The organism is Caulobacter sp. BE254 (genome assembly GCF_031457295.1).
Lineage (GTDB): Bacteria > Pseudomonadota > Alphaproteobacteria > Caulobacterales > Caulobacteraceae > Caulobacter.
The window spans coordinates 180,637-197,230 of the sequence record NZ_JAVDWJ010000005.1 but is presented as its reverse complement, the minus strand read 5'-3'; the positions used below and the strand labels follow the sequence as shown (position 1 = coordinate 197,230).

At 69.7% G+C, this 16,594-nt stretch carries 16 protein-coding genes and 1 pseudogene; 7 read left to right on the top strand and 10 right to left on the bottom strand.

Translation table 11 applies throughout. The annotated features are described in order from the left end of the window. Window positions 1-42: 42 nt before the first annotated feature. The 4 genes from J2X41_RS11650 to J2X41_RS11635 form a co-directional block, all read right to left on the bottom strand. The gene (locus J2X41_RS11650) at window positions 43-762 is read right to left on the bottom strand and encodes a cell cycle transcriptional regulator TrcR (RefSeq protein WP_310082011.1); all 720 of its coding nucleotides are present in this window, start codon (window positions 760-762) and stop codon (window positions 43-45) included. Between the two features lie 142 nt (window positions 763-904). After that, window positions 905-2,425, bottom strand: a complete 1,521-nt coding sequence (locus J2X41_RS11645) for a hypothetical protein (protein ID WP_310082009.1) — start codon at window positions 2,423-2,425, stop codon at window positions 905-907. Window positions 2,426-2,506: 81 nt separating this feature from the next. Continuing rightward, window positions 2,507-3,244, bottom strand: coding sequence for a DUF72 domain-containing protein (locus J2X41_RS11640; protein ID WP_310082008.1), 738 nt, complete (start codon window positions 3,242-3,244; stop codon window positions 2,507-2,509). Window positions 3,245-3,298: 54 nt separating this feature from the next. Continuing rightward, window positions 3,299-4,273, bottom strand: coding sequence for an NAD(P)H-quinone oxidoreductase (locus J2X41_RS11635; protein WP_310082175.1), 975 nt, complete (start codon window positions 4,271-4,273; stop codon window positions 3,299-3,301). Window positions 4,274-4,376: 103 nt separating this feature from the next. Between J2X41_RS11635 and J2X41_RS11630 the strand changes: the two genes are divergently transcribed. Continuing rightward, complete coding sequence (locus J2X41_RS11630; protein WP_056751782.1) at window positions 4,377-4,583, top strand: DUF1192 domain-containing protein; 207 nt, start codon at window positions 4,377-4,379, stop codon at window positions 4,581-4,583. Between the two features lie 189 nt (window positions 4,584-4,772). Continuing rightward, on the top strand, window positions 4,773-5,282 hold the full coding sequence (locus J2X41_RS11625; protein ID WP_310082006.1) for a DUF1465 family protein: 510 nt from the start codon (window positions 4,773-4,775) through the stop codon (window positions 5,280-5,282). Window positions 5,283-5,562: 280 nt separating this feature from the next. Here J2X41_RS11625 and rpmE read toward each other — a convergent pair whose 3' ends face one another. Then, the gene (rpmE, locus tag J2X41_RS11620) at window positions 5,563-5,790 is read right to left on the bottom strand and encodes a 50S ribosomal protein L31 (protein ID WP_310082005.1); all 228 of its coding nucleotides are present in this window, start codon (window positions 5,788-5,790) and stop codon (window positions 5,563-5,565) included. A gap of 113 nt (window positions 5,791-5,903) precedes the next feature. Here rpmE and J2X41_RS11615 point away from each other — a divergent pair, with 113 nt between their 5' ends. The 3 genes and pseudogenes from J2X41_RS11615 to J2X41_RS25300 form a co-directional block, all read left to right on the top strand. After that, entirely contained in the window at window positions 5,904-7,757 is a 1,854-nt protein-coding gene (locus tag J2X41_RS11615; RefSeq protein WP_310082003.1) for an ABC transporter transmembrane domain-containing protein, read from the top strand. A 62-nt stretch (window positions 7,758-7,819) separates the two neighbouring features. Then, window positions 7,820-8,365: a hypothetical protein gene (locus tag J2X41_RS11610; RefSeq protein WP_310082001.1), complete on the top strand. Its 546-nt coding sequence runs from the start codon at window positions 7,820-7,822 to the stop codon at window positions 8,363-8,365. Between the two features lie 40 nt (window positions 8,366-8,405). Beyond that, a pseudogene (locus tag J2X41_RS25300) lies at window positions 8,406-8,480 on the top strand (hypothetical protein); the annotation flags it as partial. A 39-nt stretch (window positions 8,481-8,519) separates the two neighbouring features. Here J2X41_RS25300 and J2X41_RS11605 read toward each other — a convergent pair. Next, complete coding sequence (locus tag J2X41_RS11605) at window positions 8,520-9,227, bottom strand: winged helix-turn-helix domain-containing protein (protein ID WP_310081999.1); 708 nt, start codon at window positions 9,225-9,227, stop codon at window positions 8,520-8,522. 83 nt (window positions 9,228-9,310) lie between these two features. Between J2X41_RS11605 and J2X41_RS11600 the strand changes: the two genes are divergently transcribed. Next, window positions 9,311-10,708 (top strand): MFS transporter, encoded by a 1,398-nt coding sequence (locus J2X41_RS11600; RefSeq protein ID WP_310081998.1) that lies wholly within the window; start codon window positions 9,311-9,313, stop codon window positions 10,706-10,708. Between the two features lie 147 nt (window positions 10,709-10,855). Beyond that, window positions 10,856-12,730, top strand: a complete 1,875-nt coding sequence (locus J2X41_RS11595) for a PAS domain-containing protein (protein WP_310081997.1) — start codon at window positions 10,856-10,858, stop codon at window positions 12,728-12,730. A gap of 6 nt (window positions 12,731-12,736) precedes the next feature. Here the strand turns inward: J2X41_RS11595 and J2X41_RS11590 are convergent, their stop codons facing one another. The 4 genes from J2X41_RS11590 to J2X41_RS11575 all read right to left on the bottom strand — a co-directional run bounded on the left by J2X41_RS11590 (window position 12,737) and on the right by J2X41_RS11575 (window position 16,140). After that, a complete protein-coding gene (locus tag J2X41_RS11590) occupies window positions 12,737-12,955 on the bottom strand; it encodes a hypothetical protein (protein ID WP_310081995.1) in 219 nt (72 codons plus the stop codon). 90 nt (window positions 12,956-13,045) lie between these two features. Further along, a complete protein-coding gene (locus J2X41_RS11585; protein WP_310081993.1) occupies window positions 13,046-14,599 on the bottom strand; it encodes a hypothetical protein in 1,554 nt (517 codons plus the stop codon). After that, a complete protein-coding gene (locus tag J2X41_RS11580) occupies window positions 14,596-15,342 on the bottom strand; it encodes an ABC transporter ATP-binding protein (RefSeq protein ID WP_404979931.1) in 747 nt (248 codons plus the stop codon). The genes J2X41_RS11585 and J2X41_RS11580 overlap by 4 nt, the downstream gene beginning before the upstream one ends. A gap of 333 nt (window positions 15,343-15,675) precedes the next feature. Continuing rightward, complete coding sequence (locus J2X41_RS11575) at window positions 15,676-16,140, bottom strand: hypothetical protein (protein ID WP_310081991.1); 465 nt, start codon at window positions 16,138-16,140, stop codon at window positions 15,676-15,678. Window positions 16,141-16,594: the final 454 nt, after the last annotated feature.

Below are 16,594 nucleotides of genomic sequence, written 5' to 3'. Positions count from 1 at the left end.
GGGACAGGCGCATGCGCCTGTCCCCAATCCAGTCCGATCCAATCAATCCTCGTCGTCTTCGTCCTCGTCCGGGACGTAGGTCGATTTGCCGAACACGTCCTCGGCCTTGGGCTCGATGCGGCCCTTGCGGATCGCGGCCTCTTCCTCGTCGTGGTCTTCCGGCAGGGCGCTGGTTTCCGACGCCGGACGCAGGGTCGGGTCTTCCGGCAGGATGCCCTTCTTCAGGTCGTCCTTGGCCTTCTTCTCGGCGGCCTTCTTGACCAGGGCGTCCAGCTCCAGCTGGCCGACCAGGCCCAGGGTCACCGGATCGACCGGCTTGATGTTGGCCGCGTTCCAGTGGGTGCGGGCCCGGACCTGCTCGATGGTCGACTTGGTGGTGCCCAGCAGCTTGGAGATCTGCGCGTCGGTCACTTCGGGGTGGTGGCGCAGGAACCAGGCGATGGCGTCCGGGCGGTCCTGGCGGCGCGACACCGGGGTGTAGCGCGGGGCCTTCTTCTGCGGCTTCAGCAGTTCGGCGTGGCGGCTGACCTGGGCCTTCATGCGGTACTTGTCGTTGGCCTGGGCCTTGTCCAGCTCTTCGCGAGTCAGCTGGCCGTTGCCCATCGGATCGGCGCCTCGAATGTCGCGCGCGACCTCGCCGTCGGCGATGCCGCTGACTTCCAGCGGGTGCAGGCCACAGAAATCGGCGATCTGCTCAAAGGTCAGCGACGTGTTTTCCACGAGCCAGACGGCCGTCGCCTTGGGCATCAGGATGTCGGACATGCGGTCCTCCAGAAATGACGGCGCCCGGCCTTGCGGCCGGGCGGGGTGTTCAGCCTGGAGCTATAATGCGGTTCTTGCGGAAAGGGAACGGGGATCGAAAGGACGGACGCGGGTCCGCCCTTTCAAGATCGGCGCGCCCACGTCAGAAGTCGTATTGCAGCCGCGCGCCGAAGATCGTCGCCGCCGACGTCGACAGGCGGATATTGCGTCCCTGCGACATCCGCAAACCGCCGAAGGCTTGAAGGCCGTAGTCGCTTGACAGCCAGACATAGTCTTGGCGGTCCACCGACAGGCGCGCGCTCCAGCCTTGGGTGAAGTCGTATTCCATCCAGCCGCCCAGTCCCGCCATCGACTTGGACTGGCTCAAGGCTTTGGTCGGCCCAGAAGCATCGAACATGTCGAGATTGATCCACTGAACGCCGTAGCGCGCGGCGAGGCCCCAATGCAGGCCCGTGGCGACCGGAACCTCTCCCTCGACCGAAAGCAGGCCGCTCAGGCGCGCCGTGGGACCGGATCCCTCGTTGTGACGAGAGAGGAAGAGCGGAGGAGACGCCGGCCGATTGAGACGGCGGCCCTCCATGGTCTCGTCTTCGGCATAGGACCACCATCCGCCGGCGACTTCCAGACCAGGGACGATCCTCAGAGCGCCGATGGGCGTCTCCAGCGGCAAGGCGCGCGCGACGCCAAACACGCCTTCGGTCCTGGCGGTGCGCTGGCTCAGGAAGTTGCTTGAAACCGTACTCAGCAGGGTGTCGGCATTGAAGACGACGTCGCCCTTGACCGTTTGCTCCAGCACGATTGGATTGGCGATCACGGCGGTCTTTCTGCCATAGTCGTCGCAAACGATGCGGCCCCCATCCCGATGGCCGGCCAAACAAGCGCCCAGCACGGAGTCTCCATCGCGCGCGAAGCCGCCGTTCGCATAGGTCATGGATCCCTTCATATGAAAGATCTCGCTCGAGACCTCGCCGGAGAAGCGCCAGCCGGGCGCGTTCCAGCCCTCGACGGCATAGGCCATGGAAATCGCGTAGCGGTTTGACCATTTTTCCAGCCGCATCGTCGGGCCGGCGGTCACCGAGTTCGACAGCCAGGTGAAGCTCCCTTCCTGGAGTTCGGTCGGGATCGGCGCCGCCAGCGTGGCCGCCACATTGAGATCGGTCGATGTCGGATCGTTGTAAACGGCGTCCACGACATCGCCGTAGACGCCCTTCAGGTTTCGGGTGTCGAACCGCTCGCGTCGCGAGTCGTCGATATCGGCGACGCCGGCGCTGACGCTCATCCGCAAGCGTCGCGGCTTGGCGATGGGCGGCGGCGCGGTCGTGGCGTCCGCCGCGGCGTAGGTCGTCGGCGGAACGGGTGCGGGCGCCGGGGAGGTCGCGGCGATCCGCAGGTCTGCTTGGCAGGCGGCCAGCTCCCGGGCATTGGTCAGGCGCATGCGCTCGGCCTCGGCGCGCAGCTGCTTGTAGACGGCCCATTCGGCGTCGCCAGCCGGTCCGATGCTCCCGGACTTGGCGGCCTGGGTGACTTTTTCGGTCGCGGACTTCATGGCCACGAACGCTTGGTCTTCCAGACGATCGACCGCGGCTTGTCGCATGGTGGCGTCGCAACCGTCACCGGCCGACGCCGTGGCGAGCGCCAGCGCGAGTGGAAACAATATGGCCATGAATTCCCCCAACTCAACTCAAGATGCTTTTAGCCAAAGGTTCGGCCACTATCCAGCATGGGAGTTCGAAGGCCTTCGGCGTCAGCGTCGGCGGTCCGTCAGGGTTTTCAACACCGCCGCATCGGCCGGCGCGGCGCTCTTCACGTCGTTGTCGAAGTAGTTGAACACCGTCCGGCCCGCCTTGGCCTGCTGGCCGATCCACTTGGCCCAGGCCTCCAGCTCGGCGTCGGAATAGCGCCCGTGATAATGCCCGCCCGGTCCGTGGCCGCGCACATAGGCGAAGTCGGCGGTGGCCAGCCAGGGCGATGGGGCGTCGTGGTGGTCGGAGACGCAGAAGGCCACGCCGTGGTCGCGCAGGATGGCGTGGACCGCTTCGTCGTACCAACTGGCGTGGCGAAACTCGACGGTGACCCGTTCGCCCCTCGGCAGCCAGGACAGGAACCGCTTCAGCCGCTCGTCGTCGCGGTGGAGCATGGGCGGCAGCTGAACCAGGGCCGGGCCACGCTTGTCGCCCAGCGGCTTCATCCGCCGGAACACCAGGTCGACGCTGTCCTGGCAGTCCTTGAGCTTCTTGTTGTGGGTGATGTAGCGCGAGACTTTCCAGGCGAAGAGAAAGTCCTCGGGCGCCTGCGCGGCCCAGGCCGCCACCGCCTTCTCGGACGGCAGGCGATAGAAGCTGCCGTTGATCTCGGTGGTGTCGAACCGGGTCGTGTAATAGGCCAGCCGGTCCTTCAGCTTCACCGTCTCGGGATAGAACGGTCCCTTCCAGTCGTCATAGGTCCAGCCGGAACAGCCGATGCGGGGGCGGGGATGGGGCATGCATCGTGAACGCCGGGATCGCGGGCGGGTTCAGCCTCAAGGCACGCGCCGCGCCTAGGCCAGCAGCACCACCTTGCCCACGTGCTCGCCCGTCTCGAGATGGGCGTGGGCCTTGGCCGCCTCCTCCAGGGGGAAGGTCGCGTCGATCACCGGCTTGAGTTTGCCGGCCGCGATCCAGGGCCAGACGACGCGCTCGATCTCGGCCGCCAGCCGGGCCTTCTCGTCGGCCGAGCGGGGGCGCAGGGTCGAGCCGGTCAGCACGGCGCGCTTCTGCATCAGGGCCATCACCGGCACCTCCAGCACCGGCCCGGCCAGGGCGGCGATGTAGACGATGCGCCCGCCGGTATTGAGCGCGTCGAGGTTCTTGTCGAAATAGCTGGCCCCGACCATGTCCAGCACCACGTCGACCCCGCCGGCCGCCTTGGCGACCTCGGCGAAGTCCTCGACCTTGGCGTCGACGGCGATGTCGGCCCCCAGCGCCAGGGCCTGGGTCCTCTTGTCGGCCCCGCGGCCGGTGGCGATCACCCGCGCGCCGTGCGCCTTGGCCATGGCGATCGCCGTTGTCCCGATACCGGACGTCCCGCCATGAATCAGCAGCGTCTCGCCAACCTTGAGCGCGCCATGTTCGAACACGTTGGCGAACACCGTGAACACCGTCTCGGGCAAGGCGGCGGCGTGGGCGAAGTCAAACCCGTCCGGAAGAGGCAGGGCGTGGCGGGCGTCGACCACGGCATATTGGGCGTAGCCGCCGCCGCCCAGCAGGGCGCAGACCTTGTCGCCGGCCTTCCAGCGTCCCGCGCCGATGACCACCTCGCCGGCGACCTCCAGGCCCAGGGTGGTCGGGGCGCCGGGCGGCGGCGGGTAGAAACCCAGGCGCTGCAGCAGGTCCGGACGGTTCACCCCCGCCGCCCGCACGCGGACCAGGATCTGGCCGGGCCCCGGTCGCGGACGCGCCACGGTCTCGGGACGAAGGGCGTCGGCCGGCCCCTTGCCGCCCTCGATGGCGATGGCGGTCATGGTCTCGGACATCGGGTCGGACATGGGGCGGAACATCCCGTGAGGCTTGCGTCCCGCCCTTGGTAGGCGTCAGATGGAGGATCGAAAAGGGGTCGAGCAAAGGGAGACCGATCCGATGATCGAAGAACCGGTCGAGCCGCGGGCCTTCCGTGGCGATGCGCTCAACGCCACCACGCACGAGGACCTGGACACCTATGGCGTGGCGGAACTGGAAGAGCGGATCGAGGCGCTGGAAGCGGAGATCGCCCGCACCCGCGCCCAGCTCAGCAAGAAAAAGGCGGGGCGCGACGCGGCCAATGCGCTGTTTGGTCGCCTCGACTAACGATCGGTTTACGCTACAGGCGGAGTCTCGGACCCGCCTGACTCGGAATATCGAGACTCGACATCGAGCTCGAAACGGACCTGGGGGCGGGGCGGTCGCGAAACGGGACGATCATGTCTGGCACGGGGGTTGCAGTCCTCCTGTTCGGCGAGACCGTCTCGCGGCCTTTCGAAGGGGCATTGAGTAGCTATGACCGAGTTGAACGTGGCCGCGGCCCCCTGGCGTGCTGGCGTGATCCAGGACTTCGCTCGCTCCGAGCTCTTCGACCGGACGTTCGAGGAAGGCATGACGCTGGTCGAGGAGACCGCCGCCTATCTCGACGGGGCCGGCCGTCACGACAGCAAGATCCTCTCGCGAAACGCGGCCCTGGCCTATGCCAGCGAAAGCATGCGGCTGACGACCCGCCTGATGCAGGTGGCCTCGTGGCTGCTGGTCCAGCGCGCGGTCAAGGAAGGCGAGATGGAGGCTCAGGCCGCCTGCGCCGAGAACTATCGCCTCGGCCTGGAAGCCGGCGAACCCGCCCCCGTCGAGGATCTGCCCTTCGGCCTGGTCAACCTGCTGCAGCGTTCCGAGCGGCTCTATGAGCGCGTTCGCCACCTGGACAAGCGTATGTACCTGGAGGCCGCCGCCGACGAGGAAGCCCCCCGCCCGGTCCAGGCCCAGTTCGACCGCCTGACCGCGGCGTTCGGGGTGGCGTAGATTCACCCTCTCCCAGAGGGAGCGGGAGGGGCCCATCGCTTGCGATGGGAGGGTGAGGGGTTACAGCGTCGGACGGCGCGCCGAATCTATCCCACCAAAATTAGAAAAACCCGGTGAGGGCGTAACCCCTCACCCTCCCACGCCTGTCGGCGCGGGCCCCGCCCTCTCCCGCTGGGAGGGGGTGTCGTCAAGCGCTCATGCCATGATCAAAACGGAAAAGGCCGGCCCGCGAACGCGGAACCGGCCTTTCGTCGCCCTTACGGCGAGAAGCGTGGAACGCTTACTTCTTGGCAGTGAAGCCGGCGAACTTGGCGTTGAAGCGCGAGACGCGGCCGCCGCGGTCGAGCATCTGGCTGTTGCCGCCGGTCCAGGCCGGGTGCACGCGCGGATCGATGTCCAGCGCCAGCGTCGCGCCTTCTTTGCCGTAGGTCGAACGGGTCTGATAGGTCGAACCGTCGGTCAGGGTGACGGTGATGAAGTGATAGTCGGGGTGAATGTCTTGTTTCATCGGGCGATCCAACCGACTTGAGGCGGCGTAAATGTGGGCGGGCGCCAAACCTTGCGGGTGGCTCTCGGAGACGCGCGGCTATAAAGAAAGCGCGCGAATTTGGCAAGGGACAGTTGATGGGCGACGTGAACGCGGGCGAGATTTCGGCCGAGGGCAGGCCGAGCGCGGGCGCGGAGCTGGTGCAGAACCTGGCCGAGGCGGCCAATCGCCGTCCACGCCGCAAGGACATCCGTCCGCTGGCCCACCTGCTGCCGTTCGTGCGCCGCCATGTCGGCGACGCCCTGGCCGCCGGCTTCTTCCTGCTGTTCTCGACCGGCGCGACGCTTGGGCTGACAGGCGCCTTCAAGGGCGTGATCGACAAGGGCTTCAGCAAGGGCTCGGGCGACGCGGTCAACAGCGCCTTTATCGGCCTGGCGGCGGTTGCGCTGCTGCTGGCCGTGGCCACGGCCCTGCGATTCTTCTTCGTCACCCGCCTGGGCGAGCGCGTGGTCGCCGACCTGCGCCGTGCGCTGTATGGCCACACCCTGAAGCTGGACCCGGCCTTCTTCCTCAAGACCCGCACCGGCGAGGTCCTGTCGCGGATGACGACCGACATCACCATCGTCGAGCAACTGGTGGGGACCAGCGTCTCGGTCGCCCTGCGCAATATTCTCAGCCTGATCGGCGGCCTGGGCTACATGGCCGTGGTCAGCCCGAAGCTGGCGGGCTTCATCGTGCTGATGGTGCCGGTGATCCTGGCGCCGATCTTTCTGCTGGGCCGCAACGTGCGCAAGCTGTCGGTGAACGCCCAGGACAAGTTCGCCGACGCCGTGGGCTACGCCGGCGAGAGTCTCGACGCCCTGGACACCGTTCAGGCCTTCGGGCGCGAGGGCGCGGCCGACGCCAGGTTCGGCGGCGCCGTCGAGGCGGCCTATAAGGCCTCGGTCCGGCGGATCAACGCCCGGGCCGGCATGACGGCGGTGGTCATGGCCCTGGCGTTCGGCGGCGTCACCCTGCTGCTTTGGGTCGGCGCGCACCTGGTGCTGTCGGGCGAGATGACGGCCGGCACCCTGGCCCAGTTCGCGCTGCTGGCCATTTTCGCCGCCGGCTCGGTCGGCGCCCTGGGCGAGGTCTGGGGCGACGTGCAGAAGGCGGCCGGGGCCATGGAGCGGATCTCCGACCTGCTCAATTCCGAGCCCGGCATCGCCGCGCCGGAAAAACCGCGGACGCTGCCCGTCCCGGCCCGGGGCGCCATCGCCTTCGAGGGCGTGACCTTCGCCTATCCCGGTCGCCCGGACCTGGCGGCCCTGAAGGGCTTCGACCTGGTCGTGAAGCCGGGCGAGACCGTCGCCCTGGTCGGCCCCTCCGGCGCGGGCAAGAGCACCGTGCTGCGGCTGCTGCTCCGGTTCTACGACCCACAGGCGGGCGTGGTGACGCTGGACGGCGTCGACCTGCGGGCCGCCGACCCCGCCGAGGTGCGCGACCGCATGGCCCTGGTGGCCCAGGACAGCCCGCTGTTCTCCGGCTCGGCCCTGGACAATATCCGCTTCGGCCGCGCGGACGCCACGGACGAGGAGGCCCGCGCGGCCGCCGACGCGGCCCAGGCCACGCCGTTCATCAACGCCCTGCCGCAGGGCTTCGACACCCCGGTCGGCGAACGGGCCAAGACCCTGTCGGGCGGCCAGCGCCAGCGCCTGGCCATCGCCCGCGCCCTGGTCCGCAACGCCCCGATCCTGCTGCTGGACGAAGCCACCAGCGCCCTGGACGCCGAGAACGAGCGCCTGGTCCAGAAGGCCCTGCACGACGCCATGAGCCAGCGCACGACCCTGGTCATCGCCCACCGCCTGGCCACCGTGCTGAAGGCCGACCGCATCGTGGTCATGGAGGACGGCCGCGTCGTGGAGCAGGGCACCCACGCCGAACTCTCGGCCCAGGGCGGCCTCTACGCCAAGCTGGCGCGGCTGCAGTTCGGGGTGGAGGCGGCGTAGGGCCGGATTGACCCGATGGGCGCAACCCTCGATGGTACGTTGAAGCTTTCGAGGGGCGTTTCGTGATCGACTATGTACGTATGATCAATCCAGCGACGTCGCTGGCGACCGAGGACGAAGCCACGACGGCGGCGCGGGCGGGCGCTCTGGGCGCATTCCTGATGGCAGTCCTGGGATTTGTCGCGTCCGTGGCCATGCTGCTCGACGTGGACGGCTATCTGGCCAAGATGCGTCATGTCATGACGGCGATGTACGGAGAGAAGAGCGAGCTCGTTCAGATGAGCTTGTCGACCCTGACGCCGCAGCTTGTCTATATCTCAGCCGCCTGGGGCGTGGCGTTGAGCCTAGGGATCGTGATCCTGGGCGTGGTTCAATGGAAGAAGCCCAACCTGGTCATTCCCCTGGTGCTCAGGCTGTTCACGGCCTACGGCCTGCTCATGCTGCTCTTGGGTCTGATGCGCGCCAATCCGGCGGCGGCGGCCATGGAGATCCCCCTGTGGCGCAACGCCCTTGCGGTGTTGATCGATCTGGCGTGCCTGGTGCTGTTCTGGACCGGCTTCCGGGGCGGCAAGCGTCTGAACGACCTGCGGCGCGCGGCGGCGACCTAGGGCTCCGCCTTCGCCGCCGCCGTCGCGGCGGGCAAGGCCCCACGCCGAACTCTCGGCCCAGGACGGCCTCTACGCCCAGCTGGCGCGGCTGCAGTTCGGGGTGGAAGCGGCGTAGATGAAGACGGGGACAGGCGCATGCGCCTGTCCCCAACCGCTAAGCCGCCGCGCGACCCTCGACCGCCTCCAGATCCACCCCCAGCCGCTCTCTCAGCTCCTCGCGCCCCAGCGTTGTCAGCCGCGCCGCGCGACTGCCGGCGACGGTCTCGATCCAGCCTAGGGCGACCAGGCGGCTGAGCAGGGTCACGCCCAGCGGGCCGGCCAGGTGATGGCGGCGCTCGGTCCAGTCCAGGCACTGGCGGGCCACGCCGCGCTTGGAGCGCAGCGCGTCCAGGTCCAGGCCCAGGTCCTCGAACCAGGCGCGGCCGGCGGACGGGATCTCGTAGAGCTTGCCCTCGACGGGACGGATCGCGCCGCGCGCGACCAGGGCGTCGGTCACGGCTATGCCCAGCCGACCGGCCAGGTGGCCGTAGCAGCAGCGGCCGTCGCGCAGGGCCCGGGCCTGGGGCGAGCGGGGCTGCTCCAGCGAGCGGACCGGCGCGGCCAGCACGGCCAGGGCTTCCAGCGCGTGGGCGACCTCGGCGTTGGCCAGGCGGTAGTAGCGGTGGCGGCCCTCGCGCTCGACACTGACCAGTCCGCCATCGACGAGTTTGGTCAGGTGGTTGCTGGCCGCCTGGGCGGTCAGGCCGGCCGCCCAGGCCAGGGCGCCGGCCGGATGGGCGCGGCCGTCCTGCAGGGCCTGCAGCATGGCCGCCCGGCCGGGATCGCCGATCAGGGCGGCGGGGGAGGCGATATTGGCTTCCATGGCGCGGAATATAGGCCCATGGCGAGGCGAATGCTTCAGGCTTCGATGTAACATCCGGCCGCCGTCTCGGCGAAGATCGCGCCATGACCCGAGTCGCCCTGCCGCCCCGCCTGCCGCTGATCCTGGCCGCCGCCAGCTTCGGCTTCTCGATCGTCCAGCTGGACGTGACCATCGTTAACGTCGCCCTGGACGCCATCGGCCGCGAGTTCGGCGCCCCGACCGCCAGCCTGCAATGGGTGGTCGACGCCTATACCCTGCTGCTGGCGGCGCTGCTGCTGTCGGCCGGGGCCCTGGGCGACCGGTTCGGGCCGCGCCGGGCCTTCCTGGCGGGACTGGTGCTGTTCGCCGTGTCGTCGGCGGCCTGCGGCCTGGCGCGGGACGCGCTGCAGCTGGTCCTGGCCCGGGCCATCCAGGGCGCGGCCGCGGCCCTGCTGGTGCCGCCCTCGCTGGCCCTGATCACCCACGCCGCGGCCGGCGACGATCGGGCGCGGGCCTGGGCCGTGGGCTGGTGGACGGCGGCCGGCGGGGTGTCGATCGCCGCCGGACCAGTGATCGGCGGCCTGCTGATCGGCGCCCTGGGCTGGCGCTGGGTGTTCCTGGTCAACCTGCCGCTCTGCCTGCTGGGCGCGGCCCTGACCCTGGCCTTCGTCCCCGAGGTCCCGCCGCGCGAGAAGCGACCGCTGGACTTGCCCGGCCAGGTCCTGGGCTTCGTCGCCCTGGCCTGCCTGGTGGGGGCGGTGATCGAGGGCGGGCATCGCGGCTGGGACGACGCACTGGTGCTGGCCGCCCTGGTCGCCGGCCTGGCCACGGCGGCGGCCTTCCTGGCGGTCGAGATGCGCAGCGCGCATCCGGCGGTCCCCTTGGAGGTGTTCCGCAGCCGCATGGTCTGGTCGACGGTGGTCATCGGGGTCGGCGTCAACTTCACCTATTACGGGGTGATCTTCGTGCTGGGCCTCTTTCTTCAGCGCTCCGCGGGTTACAGCGTGCTGCAAGCGGGCCTGGCTTTCCTGCCGCTGACCGCGACCTTCATCGTCTCCAACCTGCTGAGCGGGCGGGTCGCCCAGCGGTTCGGCTCGGCGCGGACCATGGCGGGCGGGGTGCTGGTGGCGGCGGTCGGCTACGCCCTGACCAGCCGGCTGACGGCGCACAGCCCCTTCTGGTCGATGATCCCCGGCTTCCTGCTGATCCCGGCCGGCATGGGCATGGCGGTGCCGGCCATGACCAGCGCTTTGCTGGCCAGCGTCGACCGCCACCTGTCGGGCACGGCCTCGGGCGTGCTGAACGCCTGCCGGCAGGCGGCGGGCGCGGCCGGGGTGGCGGTGATGGGGACCCTGGCGGCCGGCGGGCCCGACCGGATCGCCGCCGGCCTGCGGATCTCCGGCCTTGTCGCGGCGGCGGTGCTGCTGGGCGCCGCCTGGGTGGCCTGGCGCAGCGACCGGCGCCGGGATCCCAGTGTCGGCCAACCGACGGCAACCGAATGAAATCCCGCCTGTTTTCGCCATCGGAGGTGGAATCGACCGCTTTTTCGGCGGATGGGAGGTCAGGTTCCCGCACCGCGGCTTGAAACCTCGCCAGCCATGAGGTCTGTTGCGCCTTGGCTGTGATCGCGGTCGGGAAGGAACACGGGCATGGTGAACACCCGTGACCAGGGGCTCGCCGTCGGGACGTCCGCGCCGGGCGAGATGCGCGAGCGGATCGACAGGTTCGACTGGGCGACGACGCCGCTCGGACCGCGCGCCGCCTGGTCGCCCAGCCTGACGTTCGCCGTCGACATGATCGTCGCCAGCCGGTTTCCCAGCGCCCTGCGCTGGGGCCCCGAGCTGGTGCTGATGTATAACGACGCCTATGCGCCCATGCTGGGCGAGCGCCATCCCCGCGTGCTGGGCAAGACGTTCGCCGAGGCACCGCCGTCCTCGGCCGCCGAGTCCGAGGCGCCCGAACGGGCGATCCTCGCCGGGGCCAGCGGCGGCGCGATCATCGAGGAACTGCCGCTTTCGACGGCGCACCCCGACGGTGCGATCACCGACGGCTACTTCACGATCCGCCTCAGTCCGATGCCCGACGCCGCCGCGCCGTCGGGCGTGGGCGGGGTGCTGATCGCCCTGACCGACGTCACGCGAAAGGTGCGCACCGAGCAGGCCCTGGAGGCCGCCGAGGCCGACCTGCGCATCGCCGTGGACGCCGCGGGCCTGGGCCGTTGGGACCACAATCCCCAGACCGGCGAGCGCTTCTGGGACAAACGCTGCCGCGAGATCTACGGCCTGCCGCAGGGCCCGCTCGAAAGCCCGCTCGACGCCTTCGAACGCCTGGTCCATCCCGACGACCTGCCGGCCCTGGTGGACGCCGTGCGGATCGCCATGGACCCGGCCAGCGACAACACGATCAACCGCGAATACCGGATCCGGCGCGGCGACGACGGCGCGACGCGCTGGATCGAGACCTTCGGCCAGGCCTTTTTTCACGAGGGCCGGTGCGTGCGCTTCGTCGGCGTGGTCTCCGACGTCACCGAGCGCAAGGAGGCCGAGGCCGACCAGGCCCTGCGCGAGGCGACCATGGCCCTGGCCTTGGACGCGGGCAATGTCGGCACGTGGGACTTCGATGTCCGCAAGCGTCAGCTGCGCTGGTCGGACCGCGGCTACGACATGTTCGGCATCACGCCGGGCGCAGAGGTCGGACTGGACGACTTCTACGCCGCCATGCACCCCGAGGACCGCGAGGCCACGCGCGAGGTCCTGCAGGCGGCGATGGACCCGGTGCTGCGCGCCGACATCGACGTCGAATATCGCACGATCGGTCGCGACGACGGCCTGGAGCGCTGGATCTCGGCCAAGGGGCGGGGCTTCTTCGACGAGAACGGCGCGCCGACACGCGTGGTCGGGGCCACGGTCGACATCACCGAGCGCAAGCGGGCCGAGCTGCACCTTCGGCTGCTGGTCAACGAGCTGAATCACCGGGTCAAGAACTCGCTGGCCACGATCCAGGCCATCGCCGCCCAGACCTTCCACGCCGCGCGCTCGCTGCCCCAGGCCCAGGAAGCGTTCACGGCCCGCATCGTCGCCCTGGCCGAGGCCCACGACCTGCTGACCCGCGAGAACTGGGAGGGCGCCGACCTGCTGGATCTGTTGTCCCGGCTGGAAGTGCTGCACGGCGGGTCCGAGCGGTTCGCGGTCGTCGGCCCGCCGGTGCGGCTGTCGCCGCGCATGGCCCTGTCGCTGTCGATGGTGCTGCACGAGCTGGCGACCAACGCGGTCAAGTACGGGGCGCTATCGACGCCGCGCGGCCATGTGCGGATCGCCTGGACCGTGGTTCCGGGACCCGCCCACGCTCGCCTGGCGCTGACCTGGACCGAGACCGGCGGCCCGCCGGTGCGGCCGCCGACCCGGCGGGGCTTCGGCTCGCGGCTGATCGAGCGCGGCCTGGCGGCGGAACTGTCGGGCGAGGCGCGGATCGATTTCGAACCCGAAGGGGTGGTGTGCCGGATCGAGGCGGCGCTGGACGGGTAGGGCGGATCAGGAATCGACCGGCGTCGGCGCCTTGGCGTTGCCGGACTTCAAAGCGCCGATCACGACGGCGACCAGGGCCATCACCGCCACCGGGACCAGGGCCAGCAGCCAGACCAGCACGATCAGGGCCAGTTGCAGGACGCTGGTCGCCACCACCAAGGCCTTGGATTCCTTGCGGTGTTCTCGCGGTTTCCGGTCGCGGGGCGTCGCGGGCGCGGCGGGCATGGTGCTCTCGAATTCTCTGTGCCCGACCCGACACAGATCCTAGCGGCGCCCCCTTCCGGCGGAAATCGGGTAAAACCCTGAACGCGCGCTTTACCGTGTTCGCAGGTTGCGGGCGATCTGGGCGTCGCTGCGCCGCAGGCTCAGCAGGGCCGCGCCGGCCAGGCCCAGGGGGATCAGGGCCCACGGCCAGAAGCCGGCCACGGCGATCCCCGTCGCCCCCGCCAGCAGGGCCGAGACCAGCATCTCGGCGATGGTGGCCATCCACGAGGCGCCGCCGCGCCGCTTGAAGTCCGACCGCTTGCCCGGCCGCTGGTGCCAGATGTTGATGAGGCCGCTGCTCCAGGCGGCCAGGGCCGCGCCCAGGGCGGTCCAGGCCCCGGCGGCCGGCGCGAACCAGGTCAGGACGGCGACCGGCAGGACCAGGAACAGCGCCACGGGGATCAGGGCGGCGGCCAGCTTGGCGCGACGCAGGGCGCGCGTGCGGGCCGGCGACACGGCCAGCAGGTCGGGCGCCTCCTCGGCCGACAGGGTGATCCAGGCCAGGCTGCCGGCCACCTGTCCCGCCAGGAACGCCACCACCCCGGCCCCGCCCGCCAGGGCCGCCTCGGCCCCGTGGGCGGCGTTGCGGCTAAGCACCAGGGCCGTGGGGATCAGGTACAGCACCCGCAGCAGCACCTGCGACAGCAGGGCCGCATCGCGGCCGATCAGCAGCAGCTCCTTGCGCAGGGTGGCCAGGAACGGCCCGGCGGCGAAGGCCCGGCGGGCGTCGCCGCGCGTCGCCCGGGCCGGCCGCGCGGCGGTCTTGCCCTGGGTGGCGGCCGCGGCGTCCGAGAACCGCCGGCCCAGGGCCAGGGCGGCCAGGGCGAACAGCGCCGCCGACCCGGCCAGCAGGGCCAGCAGCGGCAGGGGCTGGCCCAGCATGGCCCGCAGCGGCAGGCTCATCAGCGGCCCGGGCCGCAGCCGGCCCTCCTGGGCCTGGCGCGTGATCTCGGCGAACAGGCTGCTGCTCTTCTGGGCGCCCAGGATGGTGCGGGTCTGGCTGACCAGGAAGAAGGCCGCCCCGACCAGGGCCGCCATCACCTGGGCCACGGTGCGGGTGCGACGCGGGCCGATCAGGGCGAACAGGGCCATGGCCAGCAGCAGGCCGACGGCGGTCGAGGCCAGGGCCAGGGCGCCCAGCACTCCGAACACCCCGATCCAGCCCGGATGGCCCCAGATCACCGACGGCAGCAGCAGCGGCGTGACGCCCAGCAGGAAGATGGTGATCACCCCGCCCGCCACGCCCAGCGAACGCACGAACAGCACCTTGGCCGGCCCGATCGGCGAGGAGAACAGCAGGTCCAGGTCGCCGCGCTCGTACAGGGCCTCGCTGGAGGCGCTCAGGGTCTGGGACAGCATCAGGGTGAAGACCACCGCGACGCCCAGGGCCGCCAGGCTGATCGAGATTGGGGTGATCGGGATCTGGACGTCGTGCAGGCCCAGCGCCGCCAACACGCCGCCGGCCAGCAGCATGGCGGCCACGACCACCAGGCTGACCAGGCCCCGCGCGCCCTTGCCGGCCCGGCCGGCGCGGAAGTTGCGCCAGTACAGCCGCATCTCGTGGGTCAGCAGCCAGGGGATCGAGCCGGGCGCGGCCTGGGTCACGGGGCGTCCCCGCTGGCCGTCAACTGCAAGAAGACGTCCTCCAGGCTGGACCCAACCTGGCCCTCTCCGGCCTGGCCGCGCAGGGCGTCCAGCGTGCCCTCGGCCAGCAGGCGACCGCCGGCGATGATGCCGATGCGGTCAGCCATCCGCTCGGCCACCTCCAGGATGTGGGTGGTCAGAATCACCGTGCCGCCGGCGTCGACGCGCTCCTGCAGCATGTCCTTGACCAGGCGGGCGGCGGCGGCGTCCAGGCCGGTCAGCGGCTCGTCCAGGATCAGCAGGCGCGGGTCGTGGATCAGGGCCCCGGCCAGGGCCACCTTCTGCTTCATGCCGCGCGAGAAGCCTTCGCAGCGGGTGCGGGCCTCGGCCGTCAGGCCCAGCTTGGCCAGGAGGTCCTCGGCCCGGGCCTTGGCGGCCCTGGGCTCGACGTTCCACAGGCCGGCGACGAACTCCAGATATTCCAGCGGCGTCAGCCGGTCATAGACCATGGCCTCGTCCGGGGCCCAGGCGGTGACGGCCTTGGCGGCGGCCGGGTCGGCCAGGGCGTCGACGCCGAAGATGCTGATCGCGCCCTTGTCGGGCTTGGTCAGGCCGGCGACCATCCGCAGGGTGGTGGTCTTGCCCGCCCCGTTCGGCCCCAGCAGGGCGTAGAGCTCGCCGGCGTGGACGGTGAGGTCCAGGTCCATGACCGCCGGCTTGGTGAAGGTCTTGTCGAGGCCGCGGACGATCAGAGCTTCGGTCAAGTCGGGCCCCTAAGAGATGTCGCCGCATGTGACCGTGATTGGCCGCGGGGTTCAAGCGGCTGGGTTCCTTGCCCCCCCGACGGACCGGCTCATCCAAACCCTCCCCCTGTGGGGGAGGCGATCGTGCAGCGATCGGTGGGGGGAGTTTTAAGGTCGAAGATCCAGGATCTGGCCATCGGCCGATCACTCCCCCCTCCGTCGGCTTTGCCGACACCTCCCCCACAGGGGGAGGATCTTGGACGCACGGATACGCCGCCTCACGCTGTCACCCGCTGATCTATCGGAAAGGGACGCGGAGCGCCGGCGTCCGCGGCCGCGCCCCGAAACCCGCCCTCAGTTCAACCGGCCGTCCGGTTCCAGCTCGAACGCGGCGTCCAGGGTCACCTCGTCCACCACCTCGCCCTTCAGGGCCGCGTCCAGCACCTCGCCCAGGGAACTCCAGACGAAGGCCAGCTGTTCCAGCACGGCGGGCAGGCGGTCGGGGTCGAAGCCGGGATAGAGGTCGGCGACCAGCCACAGGCCGGTCAGCACGTCGAAGCCGAACCGGCAGCCGATCAGGCGGAACTGGACGCGGGCGATGGTCTCGAACAGGGCGTCCAGGCTGCGGGCCTGGTCGAGGTCGGCCTGGTCGAACACCTGGCAGCGGACCTGCAGCCAGTCGTCCTCGGGGAACAGGTAGAAGGCCCCGCCGTCCTCGGACCCGGAGACCTCCAGGCCGCGGTCGATCTCGGCGACGACATAGCCGGCCTCGCGGCAGGCGTCGCCAATGTCGTGGAGGTTGATGGGGAGAGTTTGCACTACAAAGCCATTCCTTCGAGCATAGATCTAATCGTACGCAGTTCTTCTTGCGCAGGCTGATCTCCAGCTTGGCCAAGCGCCACCAATGCCTCAATCTCGGGGAGCAAACTTGGGCGCTCAATCGGCCTCCCGCGCCCCTTGCCGGAACCTGAATTTTTGCGGGCGAGCGATGCTTTTTGCCGATCAACCCTTCCGATAATTTCAAAAAGGCGATCCGAGAAACTTAGAGATGCCGGATCTAGACGCGATACTGCGACCTCCAACGGCACTCCATCGACAAGACCAAACTGAGCAATGCGCGAGCCCAAGATGCCGACGTCGCAAAACTTCCATAAGTAGACGAAATGGCCGTTCGAAACCTATCGATCGTAGGTTCTAGCCATGCATTGAGTGGCGTCCGTGTTTCGATCTTCCTCGCATAAGCGACCTGTACAATCCGTCGATAGATCGCTGT

Bases quoted from the DNA above. Each gene is read 5' to 3' on its own strand.
- J2X41_RS11650 (WP_310082011.1), bottom strand. From the start codon at position 762: ATGTCCGACATCCTGATGCCCAAGGCGACGGCCGTCTGGCTCGTGGAA.
- J2X41_RS11645 (WP_310082009.1), bottom strand. From the start codon at position 2,425: ATGGCCATATTGTTTCCACTCGCGCTGGCGCTCGCCACGGCGTCGGCC.
- J2X41_RS11640 (WP_310082008.1), bottom strand. From the start codon at position 3,244: ATGCCCCATCCCCGCCCCCGCATCGGCTGTTCCGGCTGGACCTATGAC.
- J2X41_RS11635 (WP_310082175.1), bottom strand. From the start codon at position 4,273: ATGTCCGAGACCATGACCGCCATCGCCATCGAGGGCGGCAAGGGGCCG.
- J2X41_RS11630 (WP_056751782.1), top strand. From the start codon at position 4,377: ATGATCGAAGAACCGGTCGAGCCGCGGGCCTTCCGTGGCGATGCGCTC.
- J2X41_RS11625 (WP_310082006.1), top strand. From the start codon at position 4,773: ATGACCGAGTTGAACGTGGCCGCGGCCCCCTGGCGTGCTGGCGTGATC.
- rpmE (WP_310082005.1), bottom strand. From the start codon at position 5,790: ATGAAACAAGACATTCACCCCGACTATCACTTCATCACCGTCACCCTG.
- J2X41_RS11605 (WP_310081999.1), bottom strand. From the start codon at position 9,227: ATGGAAGCCAATATCGCCTCCCCCGCCGCCCTGATCGGCGATCCCGGC.
- J2X41_RS11600 (WP_310081998.1), top strand. From the start codon at position 9,311: ATGACCCGAGTCGCCCTGCCGCCCCGCCTGCCGCTGATCCTGGCCGCC.
- J2X41_RS11595 (WP_310081997.1), top strand. From the start codon at position 10,856: ATGGTGAACACCCGTGACCAGGGGCTCGCCGTCGGGACGTCCGCGCCG.
- J2X41_RS11590 (WP_310081995.1), bottom strand. From the start codon at position 12,955: ATGCCCGCCGCGCCCGCGACGCCCCGCGACCGGAAACCGCGAGAACAC.